This window comes from Plantibacter sp. MDV22-iso1, assembly GCF_058408345.1.
This window is the reverse complement of record NZ_JBZVDY010000001.1, coordinates 264146-276654: the sequence shown is the minus strand read 5'-3', so window position 1 is coordinate 276654 and position 12509 is coordinate 264146. Positions and strand designations below refer to the sequence as shown.

Annotated in this window: 14 protein-coding genes; 6 read left to right on the top strand and 8 right to left on the bottom strand. The window is 66.5% G+C overall.

Going from position 1 to position 12509, the window contains the following annotated elements; all coding sequences use genetic code 11:
- Window positions 1-7: 7 nt before the first annotated feature.
- The 8 genes from AC4PMY_RS01285 to AC4PMY_RS01250 form a co-directional block, all read right to left on the bottom strand.
- Entirely contained in the window at window positions 8-1261 is a 1254-nt protein-coding gene (locus AC4PMY_RS01285; protein WP_491621824.1) for an NAD(P)/FAD-dependent oxidoreductase, read from the bottom strand.
- Window positions 1262-1313: 52 nt separating this feature from the next.
- A complete protein-coding gene (locus AC4PMY_RS01280; RefSeq protein ID WP_491621823.1) occupies window positions 1314-1778 on the bottom strand; it encodes a carboxymuconolactone decarboxylase family protein in 465 nt (154 codons plus the stop codon).
- A gap of 8 nt (window positions 1779-1786) precedes the next feature.
- A complete protein-coding gene (locus tag AC4PMY_RS01275) occupies window positions 1787-2551 on the bottom strand; it encodes an SDR family oxidoreductase (protein ID WP_491621822.1) in 765 nt (254 codons plus the stop codon).
- A 216-nt stretch (window positions 2552-2767) separates the two neighbouring features.
- Complete coding sequence (locus tag AC4PMY_RS01270) at window positions 2768-3022, bottom strand: hexameric tyrosine-coordinated heme protein (RefSeq protein ID WP_491621821.1); 255 nt, start codon at window positions 3020-3022, stop codon at window positions 2768-2770.
- Between the two features lie 87 nt (window positions 3023-3109).
- Window positions 3110-4108, bottom strand: a complete 999-nt coding sequence (locus AC4PMY_RS01265; protein ID WP_491621820.1) for an aldo/keto reductase — start codon at window positions 4106-4108, stop codon at window positions 3110-3112.
- Window positions 4109-4119: 11 nt separating this feature from the next.
- The gene (locus tag AC4PMY_RS01260) at window positions 4120-4554 is read right to left on the bottom strand and encodes a MerR family transcriptional regulator (RefSeq protein WP_491621819.1); all 435 of its coding nucleotides are present in this window, start codon (window positions 4552-4554) and stop codon (window positions 4120-4122) included.
- Window positions 4555-4558: 4 nt separating this feature from the next.
- Window positions 4559-4900, bottom strand: coding sequence for a hypothetical protein (locus tag AC4PMY_RS01255; RefSeq protein WP_491622677.1), 342 nt, complete (start codon window positions 4898-4900; stop codon window positions 4559-4561).
- A gap of 17 nt (window positions 4901-4917) precedes the next feature.
- Complete coding sequence (locus tag AC4PMY_RS01250) at window positions 4918-5676, bottom strand: SDR family oxidoreductase (RefSeq protein ID WP_491621818.1); 759 nt, start codon at window positions 5674-5676, stop codon at window positions 4918-4920.
- A 184-nt stretch (window positions 5677-5860) separates the two neighbouring features.
- Between AC4PMY_RS01250 and AC4PMY_RS01245 the strand changes: the two genes are divergently transcribed.
- From AC4PMY_RS01245 to AC4PMY_RS01220, 6 genes are all read left to right on the top strand, one after another.
- Window positions 5861-6676: an SDR family oxidoreductase gene (locus AC4PMY_RS01245; RefSeq protein WP_491621817.1), complete on the top strand. Its 816-nt coding sequence runs from the start codon at window positions 5861-5863 to the stop codon at window positions 6674-6676.
- Window positions 6673-8979, top strand: coding sequence for a helix-turn-helix domain-containing protein (locus AC4PMY_RS01240; RefSeq protein ID WP_491621816.1), 2307 nt, complete (start codon window positions 6673-6675; stop codon window positions 8977-8979). Before AC4PMY_RS01245 ends, AC4PMY_RS01240 begins: the two co-directional genes overlap by 4 nt.
- Before the next feature lie 201 nt (window positions 8980-9180).
- Window positions 9181-10035: an alpha/beta fold hydrolase gene (locus AC4PMY_RS01235; protein ID WP_491621815.1), complete on the top strand. Its 855-nt coding sequence runs from the start codon at window positions 9181-9183 to the stop codon at window positions 10033-10035.
- Between the two features lie 37 nt (window positions 10036-10072).
- Window positions 10073-10894, top strand: coding sequence for an alpha/beta fold hydrolase (locus AC4PMY_RS01230; protein ID WP_491621814.1), 822 nt, complete (start codon window positions 10073-10075; stop codon window positions 10892-10894).
- A 108-nt stretch (window positions 10895-11002) separates the two neighbouring features.
- On the top strand, window positions 11003-11737 hold the full coding sequence (locus AC4PMY_RS01225; protein ID WP_491621813.1) for a sigma-70 family RNA polymerase sigma factor: 735 nt from the start codon (window positions 11003-11005) through the stop codon (window positions 11735-11737).
- On the top strand, window positions 11734-12453 hold the full coding sequence (locus tag AC4PMY_RS01220) for a flavodoxin family protein (RefSeq protein WP_491621812.1): 720 nt from the start codon (window positions 11734-11736) through the stop codon (window positions 12451-12453). The genes AC4PMY_RS01225 and AC4PMY_RS01220 overlap by 4 nt, the downstream gene beginning before the upstream one ends.
- The last annotated feature ends 56 nt before the right edge of the window (window positions 12454-12509 follow it).

The window sequence follows — 12509 nt, the reverse complement described above, 5'->3', positions numbered from 1 at the left end:
ATCAGCCTTAGCCGTGGGCGGACGATCCGCGGAAGTGTTCGAGTTCGGCGGACGCGATGCGGGCGTTTGATCTGATGAGGGCGTCGATCTCGGGGATACGGTCCCAGCTGTTGACCGCCATCCCGGCGCGCACGCGTCCCTGGGAGACCCAGAACGCCACGAACTCGCGTGACTGGATGGAACCGCTGATAACGACGTCGTCGTAGTCGCCGGGGCCCGCGAAGAAGCCGGTGTACTCCATCCCGACGTCGTACTGGTCGCTGTAGAAGTAGGGGAGATGGTCGTAGGGGGCATCGGCACCGATCATTGACGCCCCTGCGTGGGGTCCGGAGCGGAGGGCGGTGTCCCAGTGCTCGACCCGAAGCGGTCGGTCGTAGGCGATGGAGGGGATGCTGGCGACGTCTCCCGCGGCGTAGACGTCGGGTGCGCTGGTGGCGAGGCGCGCGTCGACGGCGATGCCACCGCCGAGCTCCCGAGCGCGCACGGCGATGCCGGCGGCGACGGCCAGGCCGATGTTCGGGGCGGCGCCGACGGCGACGAGTACCGCATCCGCGGCGATGACGCTGCCGTCACCCAGGGTGACGCCGGTGACTCGTCCGTCGGTCCCGTTGATCGACGCCACTTCCACCTGGCGGCGGAGGGCGACACCGTGCGCGGTGTGGACGTCGGCGTAGAACGCGCCTATCTTCTCGCCGAGGACCTTGCCGAGAGGTTGGCTGCCGTGCCCGAGCACGGTCACGTCCAGGCCCATCGTGCGGGCTGAGGCGGCGACTTCCAATCCGATCCACCCGTCACCGATCACCACGAGCCGACCGTCGCCGTCGCGGACCGCCTCCTGAAGCGTCGCGCGCAACAGGTCCGAGCTCTCCAGCGTTCGAAGCGAGAGCACGCCGAGGAGGTCTTCACCTGGTAATCCGGCGGAGCGCGGTGAGGAGCCGGTCGCCAGCAGGAGCTTCGAGTACTTCAGGTCCCGTCCGTCTGCCGTGGCCAGGTGGTGGGTGCCGGGATCGAGTGCGACAACGGTCGATGCTGTGCGCACGTCGACGTGGTTCTCGGCGTACCAGTCGGGCGCGAGGGTGAAGACGCTGGACCGGGTCGCTTCGCGTCGGAGGTAGTCCTTCGACAGTGGTGGGCGTTCGTAGGGGTGGTGCGGTTCGGTGCAGATGAGGACGACGTCCCCGTCGTGGCCGCCGTCTCGGATGGCGCGCGCGGCGCCGGCCGAGGCCAGGCCACCGCCGATGATGACGAGGGGTTCGGTCATGATCTGTTCTCTCTTCAGTGCGTCGAGTGGCGGTGGCCTGGCCAGCGGCCGGTCAGGGTGAGACGTTGTAGTGGCTGGCGATCGAGATGCGGTTGAAGGCGTTGATAACGATGGTGAGCCAGCGCACCGCGGCGAGCTGCTCCGGAGTCAAGGCTCCCGACGCGTCGGCCGCATCGGTGGCGGCCAGCCGGCGACCGTTCTGCCCGTCTGCGATGAGGGTGATCTCCTCTGCCACGGCGAGGGCCGCGCGCTCCGTGGGGGAGAAGTAGCCGCTGTCCCGCCAGGCTGGGAGCACGGCAAGGCGGTCGGCGGTCTCGCCGTGGGCGATCGCGTCGCGGGTGTGCATCCTGAGGCAGAACGCGCAACCGTTCAGCTGGGACGAGCGAATCCTCACGAGTTCGATGAGCAACATGTCGAGGCCGGAGTCGAGGGCGGCGACACCCGCCGCCTTGCCTGCCGCGAGAAGCGACTGGTAGGCGGCGGGGACCGCAGAGTCGAGGTGCGCGAGGTGGGACATCGCTGGTACTACCTCGCGGCCGGCGCCGGGTTGGCCGGCAGCCACTCCTCGAACCGGGTGGGGAAGACGGTCGCGTCCGGGCCGGGGAGGAGCATCCGCTCGGTGAGCTTCTCGCCGAAGTACGTTGCCTCGGGTTCGGCCACGACGGTGCGCGGGTCGCCGCGGAAGGCGAGGCCGGTCCGGACGAGGTCGTCGAGGCCGAGCTCTTCGGGGCCGGCGACCTCGATGGTGGCGTTCAGGGGTGCGCCGGCGGTGGTGCGGGCGACGGCGGTGGCGACGTCGTCTGCGGCGATTGGCTGGATGAGGGCGTGCGAGAGGCGTACCTCGTCGCCGACGGTGGCGCTGCCGGCGATGGCGGTGACGAACTCGAAGAACTGGGTGGCGTGCACGAGTGAGTAGGGGATGCCGCTGTCCTTGATGAGGTTCTCCTGCGCGACCTTGGCGCGCATGTAGCCGCTGTCGATCATCCGTTCGGAACCGACCACGGAGAGGGCGGCGTAGTGGGTGAGGCCGGCGGCTTTCGCGGCGGCGAGGGTGTTCGTGGTGGCGGTGGTGAAGAAGTTCATCACGTCGTCGTCGGCGAATGAGGGTGAGTTCGAGACGTCGAGCACAGTGTCGGCGCCCGCGAGCACGTCGGCGAGGCCTTCGCCGGTCAGGGTGTTTACTCCTGAGTTGGGAGAGGCTGAGATGGCGGTGTGGCCGTGCTCGGTGAGCTTGGTGACGACTTTGGAGCCGATGAGGCCGGTGCCTCCGATGACGATGATTTTGGACATGAGTGCTTCTTCCGCTCCGTGCGGCCGTACGGTGTGTTCCGCGGCCGTCACAAGCTAAGACCGGGCTTCCTGCCGGTCTGTGACACTCGTCGTGAGCGTTCGGCGCGGAGGACGACGATGCGGAGCCGACGTCGATGACGACGGCTCCGCTCGCGTCGAGCGCGGTGCCAGTGCCCACGTTGATCTGTGCACCGTCAGGCTGAGCCGGCGGTACGTTCACTTCCTCCAGTAGTCGTTCGCGGCGGCCACGGTCTGGAACTCGATGGCGATGACCTGACTGACGGCGATCAGGCTGTCCGGGGAGGTCGAGTAGTTCGGGCGGCCGCCTTTCAGCACATCGAGGTCGGGTTGGATGTTGTGGATGCTGTGCCTGGCCATGGTAATGGCGAGGGCCCGCCCTTCTTCGGGTGTCGGGGTGATCAGGCTTCCGCCCGGCACGAGGACGAGTTCGGAATCGGGGACGCGGTTCATGGCTGCTCCGTTCATCGGCCCGGACAATCCGAGCGTTCCCTAGCTACGACCGACCGGCACCGGGCCCTGTGACGTGTTGCCGGTCGATCAGCGGTCGACGCCGACCGTGTGGTGGACGTAGTCCCGGGTGCCCACGATCTCGTCGTCGGGGAGGGCTTCGGACAGGCGGACGAGGTCGGCTGCGTCCAGTCGCACCCCGCTAGCCGCGGTGTTCTCGTCGAGCCGGGTGCGGCGGCGGGTGCCCGGGATGGGCACGACACCCTGGGCGAGGAGCCAGGCGAGGGCGATCTGCGCGTTCGTGACGCCCTTCTCGGCCGCGATCGTATTCACCCGGTCGACCAGCGCGAGGTTGGCGGCGATCGCCTCCGGCTGGAAACGGGGCAGACCGAGACGTGCGTCTTCTGGGTCGAGATCGTCGATCGAGCGGATGGCGCCGGTGAGGAAACCTCGGCCGAGTGGCGAGAACGCGACCAGGCCGATGCCGAGCTCATCCAGGGTCGCCTTCTCCTCGTTGTGCAGCACGTCGCGGGCGAACAGCGAGAACTCAGATTGCACGGCGGCGAGGGGATGGACGGCGTGCGCCCGCCGGATGGTCGCGGCGGAGGCCTCCGAGAGTCCGATGTGACGCACCTTGCCCTCGGCGACGAGCTCCGACATCGCCCCCACGCTCTCCTCGATCGGCACGTCGGGGTCGACGCGGTGCAGGTAGTACAGGTCGATGACGTCGGTGCCGAGATGGCGGAGGGAGCGTTCGGCGGCCTTGCGGATGTAGGCGGGGGTGCCGTTGCGGCCGTGGACCGTGCCGTCGTCATCTGTTTCGGCGGAGGCCTTGGTGGCGAGCGTGATCTCGTCGCGGCGGTCGCCGAGGGCGCGGGCGATGAGCTTCTCGTTCTCGAACGGTCCGTACGCCTCGGCGGTGTCGATGAAGGTGACGCCGGTGTCGACGGCGTGTCGGAGCGTGGCGATTGATTCTTGTTCGTCGCTCGCGCCGTAGTAGGCGCTCATGCCCATGGCGCCGAGGCCGATCGCGGAGACGGTGAGGCTGTCGCCGAGGCGGGTGGTCCGAAGCGGGGTGGGGGAGGTCATGGTGTGTCCTTTCAGGTGGTGGAGGCGTCGTCGTCGGCGGTGCGGCCGACGACGGCGGTGTAGGCGGCGATCTTCTTCTCCAGTGCCGCGAGGTGCGCGCGCGTGCGCTCCAACTCGGAGAGCACCCGCTCCCGGTGTGCCTCGAGCACGACGAGGCGTTCGGCTTCGGTCTCGGGCACGCGGCTGAGTTCGGCCATGCGGCGCGCGTCTGCGATGCTCATGCCGGTCTTGCGCAGCATGATTAGACCGGCGATCCAGTCGAGGTCGTCCTGGCCGTATCGGCGTCGGCCGCCTGGGTCGCGCGGGGTTGGGTCGAGGAGCAGTCCCGCTTTCTCGTAGTAGCGGAGCGTGTCGATGGAGAGACCGGTCGCCTCGGCGACGGCACCGATCGAGAGACCGCCGGCGGGTACCTCGGCGTCGATCGTGGGGAGGGTCACGGTTGCCATGTGCTTATCGTGCCTCGTGGAGCGCGCTCCAGGTCAAGCTCCGCATGCGCTGAGACGCTGAACGTGACGTCATTCCGTTTCTCGGCGGAAATGAGCCGGTTCGGCAGGCGTCCTGCTCCGAGCGTCGGTTCAGGATCCCTGTCCGAGATTTCGTCGAGAGGACCGTCCGGGAGGCGTCGGAATCGGTGATGTCAGCAGCGAAGACCTGCACGCTCTCCCCGCCGTTCGTGACCTCAGCGGCCAGAGGTCTCAGGTGCGCCTCGGATCCGGCGATGAGACTGATCGAGTATCCGAGGTCGGCGAAGCGTCGTGCAACGGAAATGCTGATGCCCGGGCCAGCGCCGATAACGGTGATCGCCGGGATCAGCGGCTCCCGCTCGGCATCTCAAGCCACCGGCCGAGGGTGGTGGGAGCGATGATCCTGTCGGAGCCCTCGGGGACGAGAAGTCGTCCCTCCACGTTGAACCCACGAGGGAAAGCGCTGGCATCTTGCACGACGTACCGAGTGTCGTGGTCCTGCAGAAGCACTTGCCTCACGAAGGTATCCAAAGACATCCGTTCGGGCCCGGCGATGTCGACCGCGGTGTTGCGCGCGGGCGACGTGGCGAACTCCACGAGGGTGGAGACGACGTCATGGACAGCTATGGGCTCCACCTCGGTGCCGGGCAGGCGCACGGTGTCCTCGCGAGTGTTCCACTCGGCGATCGTGCGCGCGAACTCGAAGAACTGCGTCGCGCGCAAGATTGAGAACGGGATGCCGCCCGCTTCCACCATCGACTCCTGCACGGCCTTCGCTGAGAAGTACCCGTCGTTGGCCGACGAGTCCGCGCCCACCAGGGAGAGCACCACATGATGCTTCACCCCGACCTCACGCTCGGTCTCGAGCAGTCGCCCGGTCGACGCCTGGAAAAAGTCCCGCGCCGCGGCCGCATCGGTGCTCGCCGGGTTCGTGACGTCGATGACGACATCCGCGCTCTCCAGTGCACGATCAAGACCTCGACCAGTGATCGTGTCGACACCATTGCTCGGGGAAGCGGACACCACAGCATGTCCGAGGCGCTGGACCGCCTCGACAACCCGCCTTCCCACGTAGCCGGTTCCTCCGGCGATAACTACTCGCATGACGTTCTCCTTGTTTCGATGAGTGACTTCTCACTCAGCGTTGACCGGGAGAACAGCCGAGTCGTGACAACGATCTCCCGACACAGCGCTTCGGACGTGTGGCGAGCCGTCACAGATCGATGCCCAGGGCGGTCTTAAGCGTCAAGACGCCGTCCACCGATCGGCGCAGAGCGAGAGGTCAATCATGAACATCGTCGTTGTCGGAGGGACCGGCCTGATCGGCGCGAAGGTCGTCGAGCGTCTGCACCGAGCAGGACATCAGGTGACCGCAGCCGCGCGCTCGACCGGAGTCAACTCGTACACCGGGGAGGGCCTCGCGGCCGCACTCGAGGGCGTCGAGGTGGTGATCGACGTGTCGAACTCGTCCTACACCGACCAGGAGGGGGCTTTGGAGTTCTTCTACACGTCGACGCTCAATCTGCTCACCTTCGGTCGCGCGGCGGGCGTCACCCACCATGTCGCTCTCTCGGTCGTCGGAACGGATCGTCTGGCACAAACTGAACGCGGCTACTTCTTCGCGAAGGATGCACAGGAGACGCTCATCCGCCGCTCATCCGTGCCGTACTCCCTCGTCCATACAACCCAGTTCTTCGAGTTCGTCCGCAGCATCGCCGATGCGGCCACCGACGGCGACCGCGTGCGCATCGCGCAAACCTCCGTGCAGCCCATCGCCGGCGACGACGTCGCGGCCGCTGTGGCGGACACCGCACTCGGCGAACCCACGAACTCGATTGTGGAGTTCGCCGGGCCCGAGGTCTTCACCCTCCACGAGCTCGTCCAACGAGAACTCCTGTCTCGCCGTGATCCACGGGAGATCGATGCCGATCCGCTCGCCCGGTACTTCGGACATACGCTCAGCCGGACGGAACTGCTGCCAGGCCCGGACGCATTCCACTACACGACCCGCTTCGAGCAATGGCTCCGGAGCAACCGTGTCGGCGCTGCATCGCCCGACACGAAGGGTGCCGTGAAACCGCTCTCGACAATGCCGGCGTCATGACGTCAGACACGATCGCGGCCATGCTCCGTGACTCGCGCATCGAGCGTGCCCTCACCATCGAAACACTCTCGGAGCGATCCGGGGTCAGCGTTCGGGGCATCAGCGATATCGAACGTGGAGTGACGACGGCTCCGCGAAGCGGCACCCTGAACGCGTTGGCAGGCGGCCTCGGTCTGGACGAGCGCGGGCGTCGTGATCTGCTGTTCGCCGCCCGTCGCGCGCGGACCGTCGACTCGACGCTCCCCGCGACCTTGAGGCCGCATCGCCTCAGCGACTTCACCGGACGCGAATCGGAGCTCGAATCGCTCGATGCGCCGTTGAATACACCGGGAGCTGTGGTGGCCATCACGGGGCCCGGTGGTTTCGGCAAGACCTCCCTGGCCCTTGAGGCCGTATCGCGATTCACGCCCGTCGGTGGGCTCGCGTTCGTCGACCTCGCGGGGAACGGACGGCCCCCGCTCACGCCCCTGGAAGTCGTGCAGCTGGTCCTCCGCCAGACCGACGAAGACCTGTCCGAACCGCCGATCGGATTGGAGGAGGCCGTCGCGCGGTGGGAGGCAGTGGCGGCACTGCGGCACCCGACGGTGCTGCTCGACAACGCGACGAGCGAAGATCAGGTGCGGACCATTCTCGCCGCTGAAGACAGAGGACCTGTCTTGATCACCTCTCGGCGGACCCTCGCCGGCATCACCGCGACATGGCGCATCGTGCTTGATTCTCTCCGCGCGGCCGACAGCGTCCGACTGCTCGCACGAATCATCCCGACGCGGCAGCAAGACGGACAGTCCGTCGACGAGCTGGCGGCGTTGTGCCACGGCATGCCCTTGGCGCTGAGGATCGCGGCGAATCGCATCGCCAGTAGACCCGCGACCACCGTCGGCGACTCCGTCGAGCGCATGCGCTCTGAGGCGCGTCGCTTGCCCCTCCTCGTGGCAGGCGACATGTCGGTCGAGGCTGTCTTCGCGCTGTCCTATGACGCTCTCGATGACAGAACGGCAGAAGTGTTCTGCCTCCTGTCGGTCATCGACGGCATCACGTTCGACGCGGCCATCGCGGCCGCTGCGGCTGGACTCCCGGAGCAACAGACCGAGGATGAGCTCGAACATCTGGTCGACCTCGGGCTGCTCGAGTCGCGGGGTGGGAACCGCTATCGGCTGCATGACCTCTTGCGCGTCTTCGCGAGCACACGTCTGCGACTGTCGAAGTCGGAGCAGGAGATCACAATGGCACGAGACCGTCTGATGTCCTGGCTCATCGCCGCGATGGTCGGCGTGGTCGGCGGCACCGCATCTTCTGGTGCTGGCGCGGCACCGAGCAGAGTGGGCGCGTTCGACCGTGTCGCTGCGCGTGCTTGGATCCTCGCCAACGCCGAGCATTGGTGGCCAGCCGTGCAACGCGCGTCGAGCGTCGCGGACCACGATCGGGTGATCGCCGTGGCCGATGCCGTGGGGTGGAAGCTTGTCCTCTGGCCCGAGTGGGGCCATTGGTACGAGCTCAATGAGCTCGCTCTCCGCTCGACCAAGGCACTCGGTGATCCTCGCGCGGAGGCACTGCGCGGTGGCGTCGTCGCGCAGCTCGCCATGACGGAGCGGGGAGACCTTCCGCTGGCGCTGAAGACCGCTCGGGAAACCCTCGCGGTCGCAGAGCGGGCTGCGGACGTCTACGGAATTGCTCGCTCGAGGTTCCTCCTGGGCTGGGCAGGTGGCTATGGCGGGCAGATCGACGGCGTCGAGGACAACCTCCGAGCAGCGATCGAGGGGTTCGGCACCGTCGGCGCGCTGTCGGACCAGCGGCAGGCCCAGGCGGTCATGGGCATGTTGCAGCGACGGATGGGTCGCACCGAGCGGGCGATCGTCGAACTCTCGGCCGTGCAGGCGGCATTGCCGCAGATCATCGATCCCGAGACGGAGGCGTACGCTGACGCATTCGCCCGGTCTGTCACGCTGGAGGAGCTGGCCAACAGCTACGTCGACCACGGAGACGCGGAAGCCGCTCTTGCAACCGCCGACGAGCTGATGCGATCGACCGTGATCTACGACGTCGATCTCGTCACGGCCCGGGCCCACGTCGTGCGCGCACGAGCGCTCCTGGCAGCCGAGCGTCGAGACGACGCCCTGAGTGCCCTGGACGCCGTCAGATCCATCGTCGCGCCCTATCCGAACGTCGGCCACGGAAGCGCTCTCCGGGTCGATATCGACGCCCTGCTCAAGGAAGCCCATGCCGGTGACGTCGTACCGGGAGGCGACGTCGTACGGGGAGACGACGTCGATCCCGTCGTCGTCCGTGAGCGCCCGGCACCCTGAACGTACCCACCGTCACACGACGCTGAGCTGTCCGGTCAGAGTTGATGAGGCCAGCTGGCGAGAGCCAGCGAGGTCTCCGGTCGGCCGAAGGTAAGAGCGGGAGACTGGGTTTCAGGCGGTCTATCGATTGCGCCAAGCAGACACGGCTGGTCCCACCCGCCACCGAGAGAGGCGCCCCGGAGAGCATCCGGGGCGCCTCTCGTGCACCGGCCGAGTCCCTCGTCCTCGGTGAGGATTGGCAAATCGTCGGGGGACCAACCCGCCTGTTTCTGCATGCGCTCTGCCTGGGCTCCTCCGCGCTTCACCGTTGAACTGGAGGAACCGATAGAGGAGCAGAATATGCCGAAACCCATCACCGTCGTTCTCGTTCACGGCGCCTTCGCCGAATCCGCGAGCTGGAGGGGTGTCATCACCGCGCTTCAAGCTAAGCGCATCGACACGATCGCCACCCCGAATCCACTTCGGAGCGTCACAACCGATGCTGACAACGTCCGTCGTGCCGCCGAAGCCGTCGGAGGACCGGTCGTCCTCGTCGGCCACTCCTACGGCGGAGCAGTCATCTCAGAGGCGGCCGTCGGCAGCGATCCCGTAAAAGGCCTCGTCTACGTGTCGGCGTTCGCCCCGGATCACGGCGAGACCTCGCTCAGCTTGACCGGCAGATTCCCCGGCTCCAGCCTCGCCGGGACCCTGCGCAGTATTCCGTTGGGAGACGGGTCGAACGATCTCATCGTCGACCGCGATCTCTTCCCGGCACAGTTCGCCGGCGATCTGTCGCTGAGCGAGGCGCAGATCGGCGGCGCCACGCAGCGCGCGATCCGTGACGCGGCGCTCGCTGAGCCGCAACCGGCTTCGACTCCGGCCTGGAAGACGCTGCCGTCCTGGTTCGTGTTCGGGTCGGGTGACAAGAACATCCCTGTCGAGGGGCTGCGTTTCATGGCGGAACGCGCGGGCTCGCTGGAGACCGTCGAACTCCCCAACGCTTCGCACTCCGTGATGGTCTCCAACCCCGGAGCCGTCGCCGATCTCATCGCAGAAGCTGTCGCCCACCTGTCCTGACCCCGCGCCGCACCAGTACTGACGAAAAGAGAGCATCATGCCGTACTTCATCACTTCGGATGGCACAGAAATCTTCTACACGGATCAGGGATCCGGCCAGCCGGTCCTCCTGAGCCATGGTTGGCCGCTGTCGTCTGACGCCTGGCAGGTGGAGATCAAACTGCTTGCCGATTCCGGCTATCGGGCGATCGCGCACGACCGTCGCGGCCACGGCAGATCAGCCAAGACATTCACCGGCAACGATATGGACACATACGCTCGAGACCTCGCCGAGCTCATCGAGCACCTCGACCTGAGAGATCTGGTGCTCATCGGCCACTCGACAGGCGGCGGTGAGGTCGTGCGGTACGCCGCTCAACATCGCCGAGGACGGGTCGTCAAGGTCATCACCGCCGGTGGTGTGGCTCCACTGATGATCCTGTCCGAGTCGAACCCGGAGGGTCTGCCGGCCGAAGTCTTCGACGGCATCCGCGCCGGTGTGCTCGCCGATTCGTCGCAGTTCTACATCGAGCTGGCCGAAGCGTTCTTCGGCGCGAACCATGCGGACTCGCATGTGTCGGAGGGAGCCAAGCGCGAGTTTTGGCGTCAGGGAATGCTGGTGAACCTCGCCGCTGCCTACGACTGTGTCGCGGCCTTCTCGGAAACCGACTTCACCGAAGACCTGGAAGCGCTCACCGTGCCAATCATGATCGCCCACGGCAGCGACGACCAGATCGTTCCCATCCATGATGCCGCGCTCAAGTCGGCCGCTCTCGTGAGGAACGGGACACTCAAGGTGTACCCCGGCGCCCCACATGGCATCTCCGGGGAGTACCAGAAGCAACTCGATGCCGACATCCTCGCTTTCATCGCGAAGTGATGAACCACCCGTGAGAGCGCTTCACCACGTCACTGCCGCCCACGCGATGACGTCGCAGAGAGATGAAAGCCCATGAGTCAGACGACTGTCACCCGACCATCGCGGGCGGTGAACCAATCGACGGATGCCGTCACCGCATTCGAGCAGTGCCGCGGGCGACTCTTCGGGATCGCCTACCGCATGACCGGCAATGTCATGGATGCCGAGGACATCGTTCAAGAAGCATGGATTCGATGGCAGCGCACGCGGCATGACGAGATCCGCGAGCCCGCGGCGTTCCTCGCGACGGTCGCGACGCGCTTGTCCATCAATGCGCTCCAGTCGGCGCACTCGCGACACGAGGTGAGCATCGATCAGGGAATGCTGGAGATGGCCAGCGGCGACGACGATCCCTCACTCACGTGGGAACGGACCGAAGCCCTCCAGCGCGTGATACGAACTCTGCTGGGGACCTTGACCCCGCCAGAGCTCGCGTCGTTCATCCTTCGAGAGGCGTTTGCCTACCCGTACGAACAGATCGCCGAGATCGTGGGAACGACGCCTGTCAATACTCGTCAGTTGGTCAGTCGTGCCCGCAGGCACCTCGCTTCGCGGCCGCGCGCGACGGCGTCGACGCACGCGCAACACCAGCTGGCGCAGGCATTCCGACGTGCAGCCCAGCACGGCGACCTCGCCCAGCTGGAGGCACTTCTCGCACTCGCGTGGACGCCCGCCCCGATTTCGCCACCCGAGCCATCTCGCGCGCCGCATCCGATGCGGAGGATCCCGTGTCATCACCATCGCGGGCCGTCGGTCGTCCCTGGCCTCGTCCGAACCTTCGCGCAGACAGGAGAACCACGATGAGTGATATTCCCGATTTCGCCGGTATTCGAGCAGTCTTCGTCAACTGCACGCTCAAGCCGAGTCCTCAGGTGAGTAACACGCAGGGGCTGATGGAGCTCAGCATCGAGCTCATGAGATCCCGTGGCGTCGACGTGCAGACACTCCGTTTCGTCGACCACGACGTGCCGCCCGGGGTGTACCCCGACATGCGCGAGCAAGGCTGGGCGACCGATGCGTGGCTGACCGAGGTGTGGCCTGCGATCAACGACGCAGACATCCTCGTCGTCGGCGGGCCCCTGTGGCTCGGAGACAATGCGTCGGTCACCCGCAAGCTCATCGAACGGCTCTATGCAATGAGCGGCGAGGTCAACAGCAAAGGGCAGTACGTCTACTACGGCAAGACCGCTGGCGCGATCATCACGGGGAACGAAGACGGGGTCAAGCACGCCTCGGCGTCGATTCTGTACAGCCTGCAACACATCGGCTACGTCATTCCGCCGGGAGCTGATGCCGGCTGGATCGGAGAGATCGGTCCCGGGCCGAGTTATCTGGATCCAGGCTCAGGGGGGCCGGAGAACGACTTCACCCGCCGGAACGTCACGTTCATGACGTGGAACTTGATGCACATGGCCGGCATGCTCCGCGCAGCCGGCGGTTTTCCGGCTTGGGGGAATCTTCGACAGGCGTGGGACAGCGGCGAACACTTCGGCCTCGACGCGAATCCCGAGTATCGGTAGGGTTGCCGACGCCATCGTGTACCGATGCCATGCGTTCATGGCATCGGTACACGTGG

Bases quoted from the DNA above. Each gene is read 5' to 3' on its own strand.
- AC4PMY_RS01220 (WP_491621812.1), top strand. From the start codon at position 11,734: ATGAGTGATATTCCCGATTTCGCCGGTATTCGAGCAGTCTTCGTCAAC.
- AC4PMY_RS01280 (WP_491621823.1), bottom strand. From the start codon at position 1,778: ATGTCCCACCTCGCGCACCTCGACTCTGCGGTCCCCGCCGCCTACCAG.
- AC4PMY_RS01270 (WP_491621821.1), bottom strand. From the start codon at position 3,022: ATGAACCGCGTCCCCGATTCCGAACTCGTCCTCGTGCCGGGCGGAAGC.
- AC4PMY_RS01245 (WP_491621817.1), top strand. From the start codon at position 5,861: ATGAACATCGTCGTTGTCGGAGGGACCGGCCTGATCGGCGCGAAGGTC.
- AC4PMY_RS01265 (WP_491621820.1), bottom strand. From the start codon at position 4,108: ATGACCTCCCCCACCCCGCTTCGGACCACCCGCCTCGGCGACAGCCTC.
- AC4PMY_RS01275 (WP_491621822.1), bottom strand. From the start codon at position 2,551: ATGTCCAAAATCATCGTCATCGGAGGCACCGGCCTCATCGGCTCCAAA.
- AC4PMY_RS01260 (WP_491621819.1), bottom strand. From the start codon at position 4,554: ATGGCAACCGTGACCCTCCCCACGATCGACGCCGAGGTACCCGCCGGC.
- AC4PMY_RS01240 (WP_491621816.1), top strand. From the start codon at position 6,673: ATGACGTCAGACACGATCGCGGCCATGCTCCGTGACTCGCGCATCGAG.
- AC4PMY_RS01285 (WP_491621824.1), bottom strand. From the start codon at position 1,261: ATGACCGAACCCCTCGTCATCATCGGCGGTGGCCTGGCCTCGGCCGGC.
- AC4PMY_RS01230 (WP_491621814.1), top strand. From the start codon at position 10,073: ATGCCGTACTTCATCACTTCGGATGGCACAGAAATCTTCTACACGGAT.
- AC4PMY_RS01250 (WP_491621818.1), bottom strand. From the start codon at position 5,676: ATGCGAGTAGTTATCGCCGGAGGAACCGGCTACGTGGGAAGGCGGGTT.